Here is a 16,994-nt window from a genome sequence, read left to right as displayed (position 1 = left end):
CTCACATACAATATAAGATCCCCAAAAGGTATTCTCTGGGGATCTTATAAGCATAATTATTCTGGTACAAATGCAGATACAGGTCCTAATTCCTTTTCTAAATAACTGCGAATATTTGCTGGGTACTTTTCTACCACTGCAATATGTTTTTGAATCGTCTTATATAATTCATCATGATTCATTTGAATATAATCTTGCGTAAGCATTTTTCGAAGAAGGATAATTTCTTTCATCCCTTGTCCATCTTCTTCACTTATCACTCGCTCGTCCATTAAAATATCAATAATATCTTCATAGCTTCCTGGATCGCGCATAATAAATCCATCAATCATCGCATTTCCTACATCTAATACAGTATCAATAATAAGATGGGCTATGCGCTCTAATGCGTAAAATTCAAACTCGGTTTCATATATCTTTTTCTTTTGAAATGTACTTGTTGCTCGTTCTAAACATACTAGCATTTGTTCTATTTTCTTTCTGTCTACAAAATACATGAATGTCACCTACCTGGAAATTAAAGCATTTACATTTTAATTGTAACGCTTTCTTCTGAAAAAATCGACAATTTTTCGAATTCACCTTTTCTCCGTTATTTGTTATAGTTATATTTGTATGATTTTTGAAATTGGAGGAATGGAATCTTGGAACGTGAACTCGCACTAGAAATTGTCCGTGTAACAGAAGCAGCAGCCTTAGCATCCGCACAGTGGATGGGCCGCGGAAAGAAAAATGAAGCAGATGATGCAGCAACTACAGCAATGCGTGATATGTTCGATTCAGTAAACATGGCAGGTACAGTTGTAATTGGTGAAGGAGAACTTGATGAAGCACCGATGTTGTATATTGGTGAAGAACTAGGAACAGGTAACGGTCCAGAAGTAGATATCGCCGTTGATCCATTAGAAGGTACAAACATCGTTGCAAAAGGTCTTGCAAATGCAATGGCAGTTATTGCAATCGCAGACAAAGGGAACCTTCTTCATGCTCCTGATATGTACATGGAAAAAATCGCGGTTGGTCCAAAAGCAGCTGGTAAAATTAGCTTAGATGATCCAATTGAAAAAACAATTGAAATTGTAGCAGAAGCTAACAATAAAAAGATTCGTGACCTAACGGTTATCGTTCAAGAACGTGAACGTCATCAAGATATTATTGACCGTGTTCGTGCAAAAGGTGCACGCGTAAAATTATTTGGTGACGGTGATGTTGGTGCGTCAATCGCAACAGCACTACCTGGAACGGGTATCGACTTATTCGTAGGTATTGGCGGAGCTCCAGAAGGTGTTATTTCTGCAGCAGCATTAAAGTGCCTTGAAGGTGAAATGCAAGCTCGCTTAGTTCCAATGAACGAAGAAGAAGAAGCTCGTTGTCGTGAAATGGGATTAGAAGACCCTCGTCAACTTCTTATGTTAGATGACTTAGTATCTGGGGATGATGCAATCTTCTCAGCAACTGGTGTATCTGCTGGTGAGTTATTAGACGGTGTTAAATTCCTTGGCGGAGATTTAGCTGAAACATACTCTATCGTAATGCGTTACAAAACAAGAACAGTACGATTCATTAAAACGCATCACCATTTAGATCATAAACCACACTTAAACTTAGATATTTAATAAAGGAGCCATGTGTATGGAAGAACGTTTCTTTCTGTACGACGACACTGTCGCTACAAAAACTCGTTTCGTTAGCTTTATGGGAGAAAATGAGCGTCATGATTTAGCGCTTTTATACTCCGATCGTCATTACGGTAAAACAATTGTACTTGATATGCAAAGTAATAAATTTGCAATTATCGGTGCTGACGATTTAAACGAACCAGGCTACTTAGAGCACGCATTTTCTATGACTGAAGAAATTGCAGAAGAACTACGCTCATTTTTATTTGAACTTATATAATTTATCGTATGCACCAGCTATTTTAGCTGGTGTTTTTTTGTTATAAGAGTTTTGAATTTTCAATCTTCTATGTTATAATTAAGAATAAATCTATTTGGATAGAAAGGACGTTATCTACGTATGCCAACATTTACTTTGTAATGGACCAGCAATCGGATAGCATTACTCTCAAAAAAGCACCTCGCTTTTTCAAGGGAGTAGTCTGCCCATTCCCATTACAAAGGAACGTAACGCATCTGTAGTATGATGTTTACGGAGGTTCCTCTTTGGGGAACTCCTTTTATTTTTGTCTATTTCTCATGTCTTCATACTACAAAACATCCAAATAGCTGTATTACGTTTCTTTGCCACTACTATAAGAGGTGAAGAAAAATGCAGAAAGTACAACTTTCTTGGAGTTTATATGAAAACGAGCAAAACACAATCGAAAAATATTGTAAAAATTGCAGACGTACTACCCTATTTACCGACACAAATATTCGTAGGCATAACGCCAACGGAAAAAACATATACCGCTTTGCCATTTATAAATGTCCGAAAGACCATACGTGGAATCAAAAACTGCGTATTTATAAATCATTTACTGATCACGTTGAAACAGTCGATATGACGCAGCATGATCAACCAGAAACAACTACTACCATTTCCATTACGCAACATAAAGAAAGTGGCTTAGCCGAAATCACGATCGTATTAGATATCGTTTTCGGTTCTCACCGCATTGATAAAGCCTTATCCACATATATTTCCGACTGGAGCCGTACACTCATTGTGGATAAAATTAAAAATGGGGATATTCAATTGAACGGACAACAAATGAAGCCAAATACAATACTTTCTGAAGGCGATCATATCTCGATTTGTTTATAAGCGAGAATATGTAAAAAATCCTCTTACAATTGTAAGAGGATTTTTTTATTTCTTCACTTTTCGTAATACGAAGTGTGCACAACCGAAGTTACAGTACTCGTATAAATACTCCGTTAACGTACTAATTTTCGTATCATATGTCGCACGTTGGTTACTATCATCAAAGAATCCGCGCAATCTAAGTTGCTCATATCCCCAGTCTCCAACGATATAATCATATTTATTTAAAATTTCTGCATAGCGCTCTTTAAATGCTTCTTCACTAAAACCGTCACGAAAGTTTTTAATTACTTCGTACTGAACATTATTAATGCTCACCGTAGCATGAATCTCTTGCTCTTGCTTTTGCTCCATCATTAACTTCCTCTCTAAGCATTCTTCTTTTTATCGTATCACAAAGCATAACAACCAACAATTTCAAATACAAAAAATTGCAAATTAGTACATGCTATGGAGAAGGAGGTGATACATCGTGAAAAAACAAATTTTACTTTCCCTTCTCACTCTTTCCTTATTTGCAGGCTGCCAAACAAATAATAAAGCCGAAATGGAGCGCGAAGAAGGAAGCCGTGTTCTTGTTTCCAATAAAAACGACATGTATCATACAGAAAATACAAATACAAGACTCACGAGAGTCGGTTATTCTTCTAAACAAAAACATGAAGTATCTAACAAGCAAGTAGGGGCCATTAATCGCGAGAAGGTCGCTGAAATGATTACAAGCATGACAGTCAAACTTCCTGACGTTACAAACGCTGCTACACTCGTTACTGATGATGAAGTGTTCGTTGTATACCGCGCAAACACAACGGATCCAAAACTTGTAGCAGATCAAGTATATAAAACCGCTTTGTCCATCGTCCCTCGCTATTATAAAGCATATGTATCAACAGACCAAAAGTTGATTTCCCAAATTCAAGGCCTTCAATCTGGCGCATTAAATGATACAGAATATACGCAAAGCCTCGATATGTTAAAACGTGAAATGAGTAAAAATCCTCATTTGAACAATACGGGGGATCAGACTTTGAATGACATGATTAAAAAGTAAAACAGGTGGAGAAAATCTCCACCTGTTTTACTTTTTATTTTTTATTACGATCCGCATAAACCTCCATCGCATCACACATAAACTGCGCTAACCCCTCGCCAAACTTATCGATATTTTTCGTAAAGCGATCATCAGCGACGTACATTTGACCGAGGCCCTTAAAAGCGTCTAATGAATAGTGACTAAAGTTTTGCAAGTAATCGTACCATACTTTGATAGCTGCCTGCGCTTCTTTAGAATCTGGTGCACCGTGTCTAAGCGTTGCTAAATTTCTATAAATAGCATTAAACTCCTCTTGATTCTCTTTTGACATACCTTTTGCATATTCGTTCGCTTTATCTACAGCTGCGTCTCCCCATCTTTCACGTGCTTCTTCTTCATATGGGTTATGGCTGAAATCGAATCCTTCAAATTTCTCTTTATTCGTCATTTCAATCTCTCCTTTTGTATGCTGAATTGTTTTATCAATCGTCGCAATCACCTTATCTAATCTGGCACGCTTTTCAAGAAGCATTTTCTTATGAAGCTGTAGTGCCTCTTCGCGATCGAATGATGGACTCATGATAATCTCTTTAATTTTCTTCAAAGGGAAGCCAAGCTCTTTAAAAAACAAAATTTGCTGCAATGTCTCTAAATTTTCATTGGAATACAAACGATATCCAGACTCTGTCGTCTCGTCTGGGGTTAATAACCCAATTTCATCGTAATGATGCAGTGTGCGCACACTAATTCCAACTAAATCAGCTACTTCTTTTACTCTCATTGTCATTTGTATCTCCCCCTTAGTACATACGATAAAGTATGACGCAACGTTAGAGTCAATAAGTAAATTCATTTTCTTTCTAAAAGTTTCATCTCTCCCATATTTCATGCATAATAGATATGTACATATATTAGAAAGCGGTGAAAGTATGGTTTCAAATACTGTAATTGCCAGCATCATCTTTCAACTCATTGTCTCGATTCTGGTCCCAATTATCGTACTCGTTTATTTCCGTAAAAAATATAATATTAATTGGAAAGTGGTCGGCGTTGGTGTTCTTATCTTTATCGGATTTACCCAAATTCTTGAAACACCATTCCACCTATTTATGCGCGGTAATCCAACAATCGCTCCATTTTTAGAAAATCCGTTTGTCTTCGCAATTTATGGCGGATTGACTGCTGGTATTTTTGAAGAATTAGGACGCTTCGTTGCCTTCTTCTTCTTACTAAAAAAATATCTAGAATATAAAGATGGCTTCGCTTATGGAATTGGTCACGGCGGAATTGAATCTATTTTAATTGGCGGTTTTTCTGCATTACAAGCATTAATCTTTGCTAATTCTATTAACGATGGTAGCTTCGCTCGACTGATTGAACAAAAACCCGAGCTCAGCATTTTACAGGACATGCTAATTCAGCAACCTGCCTACTTATACTTCCTTGGTAGCTTAGAAAGAATTATGGCACTCGTGCTTCAAATCGCCTTTACAATGCTTGTTTTATACGCAGTAAAACAGAAGAAATACATCTTCCTAGTATACGCTATACTATTCCACGCATTTGTAGACTTTTTCGCGGCACTTTACCAAACAAAAACAATCAACATCTTTGTTGCCGAAGGAATTACACTTCTCTGTACAATTGGCGCTGTCGTTCTTATTCGCAAAATGAAAGAGAAATTAATGAGTGTACCGGAGTAAAAAATAAACCACCAAAATTGGTGGTTTATTTTTCATATGGATTACCACACTGATGATAACTTTTACCCTCCCGCAACTCCCTCTTTGTTTCTGCATCTATAACGATGTACCTATGAAACTCTTCTACTGCATTTTGAGTAAAAGAAGCGAAAAAATAAACTTGGCGATCAGGGTGAACAAAAAAATCTTGAAGCACCACTCTACTTCGACAACCGACTGCTGTTTTTTGTAAGAAAGAAAATTCCTCATCAGCCACTTCTTTAAATGAAATTTTTTTCCGAACACTATATGCTGCATTTTTGTACTCTTTATAAATTTTCTTATCTAACTGTTTATAAAAAACATCCTCACTCACAAATGACTTATTTCGATTGCTTGGATAATTTAGTTTTCGGTTGGATTCTGCATATATTGTGGACAATTGCGCAAGAAAACAAATAATGATTACGATACATATCATTTTTTTCATCATTGCACCTCAATTTTTTATTATCCACATTACTTTTCCACATATTTAAATCCATATGCTGTTTCCAATAAAAAGGAATTATTTCCACATTTGTCGAAGTATATAGCGTCAACTTGAAAGATGGGGATGAATTATGAAGAAAATTATTGTAATACGACATTGTTCAGCAACTGGACAAGAATGTGATGCTGAATTAACGACCGATGGAAAAGACCAAGCAAATACCCTTGCTACATTCCTCTTAGAAAATACTCTACAAATCGATCATATTATTTCAAGCCCATTTGTCCGAGCTATCGATTCCATTCGGCCCTATGCGCTCCAAGCCAACTTATCTATCCAAGAAGATGAACGATTAACTGAACGCATATTGAGCAACGTTCCAATGGATGATTGGATGCAAAAACTAGAATCCACTTTTACAAACATAGATATTGCCTTTTCAGGCGGAGAGTCAACAAAACAAGCAACAGACCGTGCCATATCGCTTATTCAAGACGTTTTACAGTTAAACCATACGACAACACTACTTGTTACACACGGCAATTTACTTACGCTCATTTTAAAGCATTTTGATCATACGATTGGCTTTAATGAATGGAGAACTTTAACGAATCTTGATATTTACGAAATTACAATCGACGAACAATGTATCATAACACGCTTATGGGAAGCATCGTCCAAGTAATATCCCTTTCCAAAACATTCAGTTGACGCCACGAGAAGAGACTGTTCTAACAATAGAAAGGGGTATTATTTCATATGTATGAAGACGTACTTGCTCTACTACATAAAACAAATGTTTCTTATGAAAAATTCGAACACGAACCGGTACTCGATTATGAGACAGATCGGATTGTACGTAAAAGACTTGGCTTACAAGGTGCTCCAAGTAAAAGCTTATTTTTAAAATCAGCATTTGGAAATTTTTACGTGTTTTTTACGTTAGAAGGAACTCGGCTTAACCGCGGAGAAATGAAAGAAATAACCGGAGAACGCTTATCGCTCTGTTCCCCTGATGAACTAAGAATGGAAACTGGCTGTACTCCAGGATGTGTAGCTCCTTTTGGTTATTCACAAGAAGTAACAATTATTGTGGACAGTTCCGTTTATACGTACGATAAAATTGTAATTACACCTGGTGTACCTGAATTTACAATTGAATTATCCACAGAAGAATTAAAAAAGATTTTATTAACATGTACAAATACCGTTTTAGAGTATAAACAAAAAGAGAGCTAATCGTTAGCTCTCTTTTTTCATTATTTAGCTTCTGCTGTTTTTTCTTTTGCAGAACGTACTTGCTCGTCCGCATGGTAAGAAGAACGCACAAGTGGGCCAGCTTCACAGTGGCTAAATCCTTTGCTAAGTGCAATTTCTTTAAGCTCTGCAAATTCTGCTGGTGGATAATATTTAATAACTGGTAAATGCTTCTTAGATGGTTGTAGATATTGTCCAAGAGTTAAAATATCCACATTGTTTGCACGTAAGTCATCCATTGCTTCAATTAAATCTTCTCTTGTTTCACCTAAGCCGACCATAATGCTCGATTTAGTTGGAATATCAGGCTGCATTTCTTTTGCTCGACGTAAAAACTCTAATGAACGATCATATTTTGCTCTAGCGCGAACTCGGTTAGATAATCGACGTACTGTTTCAATGTTATGGTTTAAAATATCTGGTTTTGCATCCATTAACATTTTTAAGTTTTCTTCTACCCCAGCCATATCAGATGGTAATACTTCGATAGACGTGAATGGGTTTTTACGGCGTACTGCTCGTACTGTTTCAGCAAAAACAGCTGCTCCGCCGTCCTTTAAATCATCACGTGCAACCGCTGTTATAACAACGTGCTTTAAGCCCATTTGTACTACTGAATCTGCTACGCGTTCTGGCTCTTGTAAATCAAGCTCAGTTGGTAAGCCTGTTTTAACCGCGCAAAAACGACAAGCACGTGTACAAACCGCACCTAAAATCATAAATGTTGCTGTTTTTCTTACAGCCCAGCATTCATGAATATTCGGACATTTTGCCTCTTCACAAACGGTATGAAGATTTTTAGAACGCATCATTTTCTTTAAGCCTGTATAGTTTTCATTCGTGTTTAACTTAATTTTCAACCATTCGGGCTTGCGCTTATATTCTGTTTGTTTTGTCATGGTTATCAACTCCGCACAATATGAAATAGTTTACCGTGTTCGCTTCTTACAATGTAACATATCTATTCTAACGTATGAAAGCGATTTGCTCAAATGAAGATTCTAAGATTTTTTCCAATCGTTCCCTATAATGAAATACTCCGTATATCCCACACTAAAAAGAGTGATGTTGTGAAAGGAGTCTATTTCATGCTTCGAAAAATTTCTCTTTTGCTTTCTATTTGTTTTCTTCTCCACCAAAACATCGCTTACGGTGAAGATAATCAGCAAAGCATATATGAAAAGCGCATGGCACTATATAAAGAAACCGAGCAGTCTTCAGGCATTCCATGGTATTACTTAGCTGCAATGGATCAATATGAAAGAAATATACGGAGCGTAAGAAAAGATATTCCAAAAAAACCAGATGCCATCATTTCCCTTTATTTCAAACCAGAAATATGGGCTGGACCTATTAATAGCAACGATACTCTCCCCCATACAATTTCTCTATTTGGCGGAATAGGTTTAGATGGTGACAAAGATGGATTTGCAAATGCAAATAGCGACCGTGATCTTCTGCATACCGCAGCGACTATTTTAAGGAAACAAGGAACTTCAGAAGACCGTATTAAAATTATGCTCTGGGAATATTATAGACGTGCAAAAACAGTTGATTTAATTAGCGAATACGCCCAAATTTATAAACATTATGGACGTATTAATTTAGAAGGAAATGCTTTTCCTCTTCCGATCCGTAGTGACCATAGCTACCGTAGTACTTTCGGTGCTGGAAGAAGTTTTGGCGGCAGACGAGTTCATGAAGGAACCGATATTTTCGCCGGATATGGCGTGCCAGTAAGATCGACTTGCTATGGCATTATTGAAACAAAAGGCTGGAACCGCCTTGGTGGATGGCGCATTGGTATTCGAGACCTTCATAACAATTACCATTATTACGCTCATTTAGGCGGGTTCTCAAAAGAAATACAGCTTGGACAAATTGTCGAGCCCGGAAAAGTAATCGGATTTGTTGGTAGCACCGGTTACGGCCCTCCTGGTACAGCCGGAAAATTCCCACCCCACTTACATTTTGGCATATATAAAGACAATGGCTATACAGAATGGGCCTTCGATCCATACATGCATTTAAGCCTTTGGGAACGCAAAGAACGAGCAAATACAAAAAGATAACCGTAGCTGCATTGCTACGGTTATTTTTTATCCAGTAAAAGCCAGGCTGAGCCGAGTTTCACTTTATATGCAACTAACTATCTGTTTTCTTTTTATCAGGTACAGCAACACTTCCGCTTCCATAATACGTAGGCACTTCCCCTTGAACGATGCGCGTCGCAATCGGAACATTTTGTTTCACAGTTATCTCTTTCGTATGAAATGGAATAATTACTTGCAGCGTTACTTCCATTTCCATAACAATTTGAATCGCTGTAGTATTAATCCCATGCGGCTCAATTTTTTGTTTAATATCTGTATTCACATGCCCAATTGGCGTGAAATGAATCGGAATATCTGGTCCTATATTACCAAGAAGCGCATTATCAGTTACACGCCCAAAAGGCACTGCCATAGTCGCCCCGTTTTTTTCTGAAATACCTAGCTCCTTCAAATTCCCTTGTTCTACTTGCTGCAAATATTTTTCTATGTACGTGGTCGTTGACGTTACGATTTCATTTACTTGCTTTGTATTTAAATTAATTGTGGATACTTTCCCGTTTTTATCATTCTGTACTTTCATTAATGAATCGACATCGAATCCTTCATTAATTCGATCCTTTACCGCCTTCGTCATAATTGCCGTCCCCATTTTATGCGTCTCTGCTTCCCCATATTTAATTAAGGTCGGCTGAATACTATTATTCACAATCCACAACCCTTGCGTAAGTAATACAACAAAAAGAATAAACGACATAAGCAGTATATACCGAAAGGCAATAGGTCCCCTTCGAAACCGCGAATTTTTCGAGCGAAATATACTCATAAAAAAACCTCCTTCTTATATCATTTCTATGCAAGAAGGAGGGACGATATATGCTTATCTCATTTTTAATAATGCTTCTTTTCCAATCGTTCCTGCTGGAATGCCTAATGCTTCAGCTCCAGTCGTTACCGATTCTAGTGGCGCTTCAAGAAGTTGTTCAATCGTTCTTACACCAACCGCACGACCAGCAATAATTCCCCGATCACCTAACTTCTCATTTAAAAGACCTACATCTAATGCACCACACATAATATATCCTTTATCGCTCATTACAGCTAGCAAATTCGTCTTTGGAAGTTTCACGCTAACCGCAATAAACGTATAATTATCAATTATAATTGGCTCCACATTAACCATAGTTCACACTCCTCTCTTTCTTATCTGTATGACAAGAGAAAAATGAGTGTTACAAGTTAACTAGCCTATAGTTTAACGGAAGTTGTATGAGTTATTAACATATCCGTTAACACATCTCTAAGTAGTTCTGGCATATAATATTGTTTGCCAGAAAGTGTGGATAGCTCTGGGTATAAGTATCCAAACGTAAACATATCGATTGTTCCTACCGTATATATACGGTCTAACTCCAGCGATTCGCCGTTAATCAATACATCTTCTAATAAAATTTTATTGCCAGGAATCGTATCTGGAATGACTTCAACACCAGCATAAATCATTTTCCCCATCACTTTTCCCCGAAATCCGAATCCTTTCACCTCAAGATTCTCCATATTCGGCTTACGTGCTTTCAAAATAACTTCTCTTAATATCTTTCCTGGAACTTTCAAAGCACACGGATTAATTGGATGTGGACAAATTCTGTGAATATCTCCGCGCGTTACAACACCCTCTTCTAGCCCTTCAAGAAGTACACCGGCATTCACCATTCCAATTTCTGCACCGCACCATGTTTTCAGTGCACTTGCTAACATATGAGAAAACGGCGTCTCCTGAAACCAATCAACCGGTAATGACTCTTTTAAATGAACGACAGGCTCTGCCATTATATGCTTACTTTCTTCCTCCAGTATTTCAATTGTGGATAACGGATCGCTATAAGCACCTAACCGTTCCGTCTTAATCGCTCTACCGTCTTTTTTCAACAGCTTCTTCGTCTCTATATCCACATTAAGCTGCACGTGACCAACGTAGCGCCCCCACTTTTCACAACAACAAAGTAAAGTATTGTTCAGTAGAACACCACGCTCAAATAAATGATGCGTATGCGCACCTAAAATAACATCTATATCATAATGCTCCGCCATATACTCATCCATACTTTTCCCAAGGTGAGATAGGACAACTGTAATATGCGCCTCATCTTTCACTTCTTCTAAAATAGACTCTAAATGGATAAGCGGATCTTCAATATGCCAATCGAGCATATGATAAAACTCTGGATAAGCTACCGTTAATCCGATAAAGGCAATCGTAATCCCATCTGTCGTCGTATGTAATTTATAAGGCTTCGCCCATGATGGACGTACACCTTCTTTTTCAAATAAATTTGCGACAAGCACTTCAAATCCAGCATCATCATAGAGCCGATTTAAATGTTCCTTCGCTAACGTAATGCCTTCATTATTTCCGATTGTTACATAATCATATAACGCCTCATTTAAAAGCTTCGTATTCCCAAGCCCATTTGTCGCTTCCGAAATACTATGAAAACGATCCACATGATCGCCGATATCAACCGTCAAAACAGTCTCTCCCGCTTCCTGTCTTCGCTTTTTCTCCCCTAGAACAAACCGAGAAATTTGCGGCCAATTTTCAAAATGACTATGTATATCGTTTGTATGATAAAGGTGGATGATTGTTTCTTTATTTGTATTCAGAGAAAAAACCTCCTCTCAGTTCCTTACTGCCATTTACGCTATGCGCACACAATAATCCTGTAAATACTTTTCGTCTTTTCTTGCTATTTTACATTGTACTCGCATTGTGAGAAAAAGCAAAAGATTGTCCTTTTTTATATGAGAAACTTTTGCTAATGCAGGAAAGAATTCCAGATAGTGGAGGGAGGGGTGGATTTGTCAAAAAGTTTAATAGAGAATTCAGTGGATGGTTGTTCAAGTGGATTTGTCAGTATCTTTGTCTTAAACCTAGTCGTTCTCTGTTCTTATAAAATGTTTGGGGTATGTGAGGATTTTCTTTTGTCTTATCTTGTCGACAAATCGATATTCCTTGTCGAAACGTTGATATATTGAAATAATCGTTGATATATTCCCGTTTATGATCGATATATTTGAAAAATCGTTGATATATTTAGCTGAACACCCACCCGGGTATCCTCTCCCAAGCCAAGACAAATCCGCAAAACAAAAAAGCGCCCTGCACAGCAGGGCGCTTTCTCCATACATATATTATCCAGTTCCAGCGGCTAGAATGTTCGGTGGCTTCACTTCTTCCTATGAGGCAAAAAGCGCCTCTACGTCAGAAGCTCCATCCCCCTCACATTCTGAACGAGCCGCTTCCACTTTTAAATATTAACCAATAGAACCTTCCATCTCAAACTTGATTAGACGGTTCATTTCAACTGCGTATTCCATTGGAAGTTCGCGAGTGAATGGCTCGATGAAGCCCATTACGATCATTTCTGTAGCTTCTTGCTCAGAAATACCACGGCTCATTAGGTAGAATAATTGTTCTTCTGATACTTTCGATACTTTCGCTTCGTGCTCAAGTGAAACGTAATCGTTTTTGATTTCGTTGTAAGGAATTGTATCAGATGTAGATTGGTTATCCATGATTAACGTGTCACACTCGATGTTAGAGCGAGAGTTTTTCGCTTTTGGTCCGAAGTGTACGATACCACGGTAAGTTACTTTACCACCATGCTTCGCAATCGATTTAGAAACGATTGTTGAAGACGTGTTTGGTGCTAAGTGAATCATTTTCGCACCAGCATCTTGGTGTTGGCCTTTACCAGCAATCGCGATTGATAATGTTAAACCACGAGCGCCTTCGCCTTTTAAGATAACTGCTGGGTATTTCATCGTTAATTTAGATCCGATGTTACCGTCAATCCATTCCATCGTTGCGTTTTCTTCACAAACCGCACGTTTTGTAACTAGGTTGTATACGTTGTTCGCCCAGTTTTGGATTGTTGTATAACGGCAATATGCATCTTTCTTAATGATGATTTCTACTACCGCACTGTGAAGTGAGTTAGTAGTGTAAACAGGTGCTGTACAACCTTCTACGTAGTGTACGTGTGCGCCTTCGTCTACGATGATAAGCGTACGCTCGAATTGTCCCATATTTTCAGAGTTAATACGGAAATACGCTTGAAGTGGTGTATCAACTTTAATACCTTTTGGAACGTAGATGAATGATCCACCAGACCAAACTGCAGAGTTTAATGCAGAGAATTTGTTGTCTGTTGGTGGGATTACTTTTCCGAAATGCTCACGGAAAATATCTTCGTTCTCTTTTAATGCGCTATCTGTATCTTTGAAGACGATTCCTAGAGCTTCTAGGTCTTCTTTCATGTTGTGGTATACAACTTCAGATTCGTACTGTGCAGATACACCAGCTAAATATTTTTGCTCAGCTTCTGGAATACCTAATTTATCAAATGTTGCTTTAATTTCATCAGGTACTTCATCCCAAGACTTCTCAGATTTCTCAGATGGTTTTACGTAGTACGTAATTTCATCGAAATCTAAGTCGTTTAAGTCGCCGCCCCATTGTGGCATTGGCATTTCATAGAACTTATCCAGTGATTTTAAACGGAAGTCTAACATCCACTGTGGTTCTTCTTTCATACGTGAAATCTCTTCAACGATCTCTTTTGTTAAACCGCGTCCAGCACGGAAAATCGAAACGTCTTTGTCTTTGAAACCATATTTGTAATCGCCGATATCTGGCAGTTGCTTCGCCATGTTGGTGTGTCCCTCCTTAGATAACCTCATTTTTAGGAACCTTTAACATTACTTATCTTCGTTTAAGCCCTTTTCTAACGCTTTCCACGCTAATGTTGCACATTTAATACGTGCAGGGAACTTGCATACGCCTTGTAATGCTTCAATATCTCCTAAATCGATGCTGTCATCGTACTCTTTTCCTAGCATCATGTCAGAGAAAATTTTCGAAAGCTGAAGTGCTTCTTCAATTTTCTTACCTTTTACTGCTTGTGTCATCATTGAAGCTGAAGACATTGAGATTGAACATCCTTCGCCTTCAAACTTCGCCTCTTGCACAATACCTTCTTCTACTTTCATCGTAAGTTGAATACGATCGCCGCAAGTTGGATTGTTCAAGTTAACGGTAACACTATCTTCTAACACGCCATGGTTACGAGGATTTTTGTAATGATCCATAATAACTTGACGATATAACGTATCTAAATTATTAAATGACATTTGTGAAATACTCCTTTGTCTTGATTAGCGATTCAACAAATGTATCAATTTCTTCTTTTGTATTATATAAATAGAAGCTCGCACGTGCTGTTGAAGAAGCTTTTAGCCACTTCATAAGCGGTTGTGCACAGTGATGTCCTGCGCGAACTGCAATGCCTTCTACATCTAATACAGTCGCTACATCGTGAGGATGTACGTCTTCAATATTAAATGTAACAAGACCAGCGCGATGCTTTGGACCATAAATTGTAACGCCATCTACTTCTGATAGTCTTTCTAAAGCGTATTGCGCTAATTCATGCTCATGCTTTTCAATATTATCAAGACCGATTTCTTCTAGGAAATCAATTGCCGCACCAAGTCCGATTGCATTACCGATAATCGGTGTACCCGCTTCAAACTTCCACGGAAGCTCTTTCCAAGTAGATTCTTGTAAATCTACGAAATCAATCATTTCACCACCAAATTCAATTGGCTCCATATTGTTTAGCAATTCTTTCTTACCATATAATACGCCGATACCTGTAGGTCCGCACATCTTATGAGCAGATAATGCGTAGAAATCACAGTTTAAATCTTGTACATCCACTTTCATGTGAGGTGTACTTTGTGCACCATCAACGACCATAATTGCTCCGTTTTCGTGTGCGATTGCTCCGATTTCTTTTACAGGGTTAATCGTTCCAAGTACGTTTGATACTTGCATAATAGAAACGATTTTTGTATTCGGTGTAACAGTTTGACGAACATCTTCTAAAGAAATTGTACCGTCTGGTTGAAGCGGAAGGTATTTCAAAGTTGCGCCAGTTTTCTTCGCAACTTGTTGCCACGGAATGATGTTACTATGGTGTTCCATGTAAGAAATAACGATTTCATCGCCTTCTTTTACATTTTCAAGGCCATAGCTAGCCGCTACTGTATTTAATGCAGTTGTCGTTCCGCGCGTGAAAATAATCTCTTCCATTGATTTCGCGTTAATAAACTTGCGAACTTTCTCACGTGCACCTTCATACGCGTCGGTAGCTTTCGTACCGAGCGTATGAACACCGCGATGCACGTTAGAATTATATTCTTTATAGTAACGTTCTAACGTTTCAATGACTTGAATTGGTTTTTGAGAAGTTGCTGCACTATCGAAATAAACAAGTTGTTTGCCGTTCACTTTTTGATCAAGAATTGGAAACTGTTTGCGTATTTCATGAATATTCATTAGCGAACTTTCCTTTCAATTACCTCAACAAGCTGTGCTTTTACTCCTTCAATTGGAAGCTCATTAACTACAGGTGCTAAGAATCCATGGATGACTAAACGTTCTGCTTCGCGTTTTGGAATACCACGGCTCATCAAGTAGTATAATTGGTACGGATCTACGCGGCCTACTGAAGCTGCGTGACCTGCCATTACATCATCTTCGTCAATTAAAAGAATTGGGTTCGCATCACCGCGAGCTTTCTCATCTAACATAAGAACGCGAGAAGATTGTTGTGCATTTGATTTAGATGCACCGTGTTCAATCTTACCAATTCCATTAAAGATAGATGTTGCACTATCTTTTTGTACACCGTGTTTTAAAATCCAACCTTCAGAGTGTTTACCGAAGTGAACAACTTTAGTTGTAAAGTTTTGTGTTTGGTTACCACGGCCAATTGTTACTGTTTTCGTATCAGCATATGAACCGTCGCCCATTAAGTTCGTAACGTTCTCTGAAATTGTGTTTCCGTCATTCATAAGGCCTAGAGCCCAATCAATACGGCCGTCGCGTCCAACAACACCGCGGCGGTTAACGTAAGTTGTTACGTCTTTTGCTAATAGATCAACCGCACCGAATTTCACTTGTGCGCCTTGTTCCACGATTACTTCTGCTACGATATTTGCAATACCTTTAGCATTTTCATTTGCAACATAGTTTTCTACATAAGTTGCAGTACTGTTCGCATCAGCTACGAATAATACGTGGTTATATACGTTAGCTTCTTCGCCGTCTACTAAGAATACAGCTTGAAGTGGAGTTTCAAGAACAACGTTTTTCGGAACATATACGAATGCACCGCCGTTGATTAATGCAGCATGAAGTGCAGTTAGACGATGCTCGTCTACTTTCACGCCGTCTTTCATTAAATACTTTTGTAGTAGTTCAGCATGCTCTGTTGCAGCTGTTACGATATCTGTGAAAATAACACCTTTGTCTTTTGCTTCGTCTGCTAAAGAAACGAACGCAGTTGTACCAGTACGTTGCACTAATACGCTGTTATTTTCATCGATTAAGTTTTTCACTGCTTCTGGAAGCTCTGTTAAAGAACTTACAGGCTCTTGCTTAGCAGCGTCGCCTTTTCCGATAAAGTCCCATTTTTCAATTTTCGTTTTATCAGGCGTTGGCATTGGAAGTTCTGTTGCTTGTGCAAGAGCTTGTAAGCGGAACTCAGTCAACCAAGCAGCTTCGTTTACTTCGCTTGCGCGTTGACGGATTGTTTCTTGATCGAAAGGTAATGTACCGATTGTCATGTTTATGCTCCTCT

At 38.3% G+C, this 16,994-nt stretch carries 20 protein-coding genes; 8 read left to right on the top strand and 12 right to left on the bottom strand.

Features of this window, described 5'->3' with window-relative positions; genetic code table 11:
• Positions 1-56 precede the first annotated feature (56 nt).
• Positions 57-497, bottom strand: coding sequence for a DUF86 domain-containing protein (locus tag ACODS7_RS16605; protein WP_016079844.1), 441 nt, complete (start codon positions 495-497; stop codon positions 57-59).
• A 147-nt stretch (positions 498-644) separates the two neighbouring features.
• On the opposite strand from ACODS7_RS16605, the gene glpX reads away from it, so the two are divergent.
• The 3 genes from glpX to ACODS7_RS16590 all read left to right on the top strand — a co-directional run bounded on the left by glpX (position 645) and on the right by ACODS7_RS16590 (position 2,769).
• On the top strand, positions 645-1,616 hold the full coding sequence (gene glpX / locus ACODS7_RS16600) for a class II fructose-bisphosphatase (protein WP_000439090.1): 972 nt from the start codon (positions 645-647) through the stop codon (positions 1,614-1,616).
• Between the two features lie 16 nt (positions 1,617-1,632).
• Positions 1,633-1,899 (top strand): DUF3055 domain-containing protein, encoded by a 267-nt coding sequence (locus tag ACODS7_RS16595; protein ID WP_000392611.1) that lies wholly within the window; start codon positions 1,633-1,635, stop codon positions 1,897-1,899.
• Between the two features lie 372 nt (positions 1,900-2,271).
• On the top strand, positions 2,272-2,769 hold the full coding sequence (locus ACODS7_RS16590) for a hypothetical protein (protein WP_016079843.1): 498 nt from the start codon (positions 2,272-2,274) through the stop codon (positions 2,767-2,769).
• 45 nt (positions 2,770-2,814) lie between these two features.
• On the opposite strand, the gene ACODS7_RS16585 is transcribed toward ACODS7_RS16590, so the two are convergent.
• On the bottom strand, positions 2,815-3,126 hold the full coding sequence (locus ACODS7_RS16585) for a YutD family protein (RefSeq protein WP_000970508.1): 312 nt from the start codon (positions 3,124-3,126) through the stop codon (positions 2,815-2,817).
• 115 nt (positions 3,127-3,241) lie between these two features.
• Here ACODS7_RS16585 and ACODS7_RS16580 point away from each other — a divergent pair, with 115 nt between their 5' ends.
• The gene (locus ACODS7_RS16580; protein WP_016079842.1) at positions 3,242-3,820 is read left to right on the top strand and encodes a YhcN/YlaJ family sporulation lipoprotein; all 579 of its coding nucleotides are present in this window, start codon (positions 3,242-3,244) and stop codon (positions 3,818-3,820) included.
• 34 nt (positions 3,821-3,854) lie between these two features.
• Here ACODS7_RS16580 and ACODS7_RS16575 read toward each other — a convergent pair whose 3' ends face one another.
• The gene (locus tag ACODS7_RS16575; protein WP_098138464.1) at positions 3,855-4,589 is read right to left on the bottom strand and encodes a MerR family transcriptional regulator; all 735 of its coding nucleotides are present in this window, start codon (positions 4,587-4,589) and stop codon (positions 3,855-3,857) included.
• A gap of 100 nt (positions 4,590-4,689) precedes the next feature.
• On the opposite strand from ACODS7_RS16575, the gene ACODS7_RS16570 reads away from it, so the two are divergent.
• Complete coding sequence (locus ACODS7_RS16570; protein WP_016079840.1) at positions 4,690-5,505, top strand: YhfC family intramembrane metalloprotease; 816 nt, start codon at positions 4,690-4,692, stop codon at positions 5,503-5,505.
• A gap of 25 nt (positions 5,506-5,530) precedes the next feature.
• Here the strand turns inward: ACODS7_RS16570 and ACODS7_RS16565 are convergent, their stop codons facing one another.
• Entirely contained in the window at positions 5,531-5,974 is a 444-nt protein-coding gene (locus tag ACODS7_RS16565; protein ID WP_043935767.1) for a hypothetical protein, read from the bottom strand.
• Positions 5,975-6,107: 133 nt separating this feature from the next.
• On the opposite strand from ACODS7_RS16565, the gene ACODS7_RS16560 reads away from it, so the two are divergent.
• Both ACODS7_RS16560 and ACODS7_RS16555 read left to right on the top strand, forming a co-directional pair.
• Complete coding sequence (locus ACODS7_RS16560; protein WP_243168252.1) at positions 6,108-6,662, top strand: histidine phosphatase family protein; 555 nt, start codon at positions 6,108-6,110, stop codon at positions 6,660-6,662.
• A 74-nt stretch (positions 6,663-6,736) separates the two neighbouring features.
• Positions 6,737-7,216: a YbaK/EbsC family protein gene (locus tag ACODS7_RS16555; protein ID WP_098138467.1), complete on the top strand. Its 480-nt coding sequence runs from the start codon at positions 6,737-6,739 to the stop codon at positions 7,214-7,216.
• Positions 7,217-7,236: 20 nt separating this feature from the next.
• Here the strand turns inward: ACODS7_RS16555 and lipA are convergent, their stop codons facing one another.
• Positions 7,237-8,133 (bottom strand): lipoyl synthase, encoded by an 897-nt coding sequence (lipA, locus tag ACODS7_RS16550; RefSeq protein WP_000166367.1) that lies wholly within the window; start codon positions 8,131-8,133, stop codon positions 7,237-7,239.
• Positions 8,134-8,322: 189 nt separating this feature from the next.
• On the opposite strand from lipA, the gene ACODS7_RS16545 reads away from it, so the two are divergent.
• Positions 8,323-9,306: a M23 family metallopeptidase gene (locus tag ACODS7_RS16545; protein ID WP_016079836.1), complete on the top strand. Its 984-nt coding sequence runs from the start codon at positions 8,323-8,325 to the stop codon at positions 9,304-9,306.
• A 73-nt stretch (positions 9,307-9,379) separates the two neighbouring features.
• On the opposite strand, the gene yunB is transcribed toward ACODS7_RS16545, so the two are convergent.
• The 7 genes from yunB to sufD all read right to left on the bottom strand — a co-directional run bounded on the left by yunB (position 9,380) and on the right by sufD (position 16,980).
• A complete protein-coding gene (yunB, locus tag ACODS7_RS16540) occupies positions 9,380-10,111 on the bottom strand; it encodes a sporulation protein YunB (RefSeq protein WP_243168254.1) in 732 nt (243 codons plus the stop codon).
• A gap of 54 nt (positions 10,112-10,165) precedes the next feature.
• Complete coding sequence (locus tag ACODS7_RS16535) at positions 10,166-10,468, bottom strand: YunC family protein (RefSeq protein ID WP_000248466.1); 303 nt, start codon at positions 10,466-10,468, stop codon at positions 10,166-10,168.
• Between the two features lie 65 nt (positions 10,469-10,533).
• Positions 10,534-11,925 carry a bifunctional metallophosphatase/5'-nucleotidase gene (locus ACODS7_RS16530; RefSeq protein WP_289668894.1) on the bottom strand — a complete coding sequence of 464 codons (1,392 nt, stop codon included), beginning with the start codon at positions 11,923-11,925 and terminating at the stop codon, positions 10,534-10,536.
• Between the two features lie 675 nt (positions 11,926-12,600).
• Positions 12,601-13,998, bottom strand: a complete 1,398-nt coding sequence (gene sufB, locus ACODS7_RS16525; RefSeq protein ID WP_001118824.1) for a Fe-S cluster assembly protein SufB — start codon at positions 13,996-13,998, stop codon at positions 12,601-12,603.
• Positions 13,999-14,046: 48 nt separating this feature from the next.
• Entirely contained in the window at positions 14,047-14,478 is a 432-nt protein-coding gene (gene sufU, locus ACODS7_RS16520; protein ID WP_000009523.1) for a Fe-S cluster assembly sulfur transfer protein SufU, read from the bottom strand.
• Entirely contained in the window at positions 14,468-15,688 is a 1,221-nt protein-coding gene (gene sufS / locus ACODS7_RS16515; RefSeq protein WP_001020767.1) for a cysteine desulfurase SufS, read from the bottom strand. Before sufS ends, sufU begins: the two co-directional genes overlap by 11 nt.
• Positions 15,688-16,980, bottom strand: a complete 1,293-nt coding sequence (gene sufD, locus ACODS7_RS16510) for a Fe-S cluster assembly protein SufD (protein WP_000152173.1) — start codon at positions 16,978-16,980, stop codon at positions 15,688-15,690. Before sufD ends, sufS begins: the two co-directional genes overlap by 1 nt.
• Between the last annotated feature and the right edge of the window lie 14 nt (positions 16,981-16,994).

The sequence above is a fragment of the Bacillus sp. FG16 genome, from assembly GCF_057809515.1.
This window is presented reverse-complemented; position numbering and strand designations above follow the sequence as displayed.

Bases quoted from the DNA above. Each gene is read 5' to 3' on its own strand.
- ACODS7_RS16605 (WP_016079844.1), bottom strand. From the start codon at position 497: ATGTATTTTGTAGACAGAAAGAAAATAGAACAAATGCTAGTATGTTTA.
- ACODS7_RS16595 (WP_000392611.1), top strand. From the start codon at position 1,633: ATGGAAGAACGTTTCTTTCTGTACGACGACACTGTCGCTACAAAAACT.
- ACODS7_RS16590 (WP_016079843.1), top strand. From the start codon at position 2,272: ATGCAGAAAGTACAACTTTCTTGGAGTTTATATGAAAACGAGCAAAAC.
- ACODS7_RS16585 (WP_000970508.1), bottom strand. From the start codon at position 3,126: ATGATGGAGCAAAAGCAAGAGCAAGAGATTCATGCTACGGTGAGCATT.
- ACODS7_RS16575 (WP_098138464.1), bottom strand. From the start codon at position 4,589: ATGACAATGAGAGTAAAAGAAGTAGCTGATTTAGTTGGAATTAGTGTG.
- ACODS7_RS16570 (WP_016079840.1), top strand. From the start codon at position 4,690: ATGCATAATAGATATGTACATATATTAGAAAGCGGTGAAAGTATGGTT.
- ACODS7_RS16565 (WP_043935767.1), bottom strand. From the start codon at position 5,974: ATGAAAAAAATGATATGTATCGTAATCATTATTTGTTTTCTTGCGCAA.
- ACODS7_RS16560 (WP_243168252.1), top strand. From the start codon at position 6,108: ATGAAGAAAATTATTGTAATACGACATTGTTCAGCAACTGGACAAGAA.
- ACODS7_RS16555 (WP_098138467.1), top strand. From the start codon at position 6,737: ATGTATGAAGACGTACTTGCTCTACTACATAAAACAAATGTTTCTTAT.
- lipA (WP_000166367.1), bottom strand. From the start codon at position 8,133: ATGACAAAACAAACAGAATATAAGCGCAAGCCCGAATGGTTGAAAATT.
- ACODS7_RS16545 (WP_016079836.1), top strand. From the start codon at position 8,323: ATGCTTCGAAAAATTTCTCTTTTGCTTTCTATTTGTTTTCTTCTCCAC.
- yunB (WP_243168254.1), bottom strand. From the start codon at position 10,111: ATGAGTATATTTCGCTCGAAAAATTCGCGGTTTCGAAGGGGACCTATT.
- ACODS7_RS16535 (WP_000248466.1), bottom strand. From the start codon at position 10,468: ATGGTTAATGTGGAGCCAATTATAATTGATAATTATACGTTTATTGCG.
- sufB (WP_001118824.1), bottom strand. From the start codon at position 13,998: ATGGCGAAGCAACTGCCAGATATCGGCGATTACAAATATGGTTTCAAA.
- sufU (WP_000009523.1), bottom strand. From the start codon at position 14,478: ATGTCATTTAATAATTTAGATACGTTATATCGTCAAGTTATTATGGAT.
- sufS (WP_001020767.1), bottom strand. From the start codon at position 15,688: ATGAATATTCATGAAATACGCAAACAGTTTCCAATTCTTGATCAAAAA.
- sufD (WP_000152173.1), bottom strand. From the start codon at position 16,980: ATGACAATCGGTACATTACCTTTCGATCAAGAAACAATCCGTCAACGC.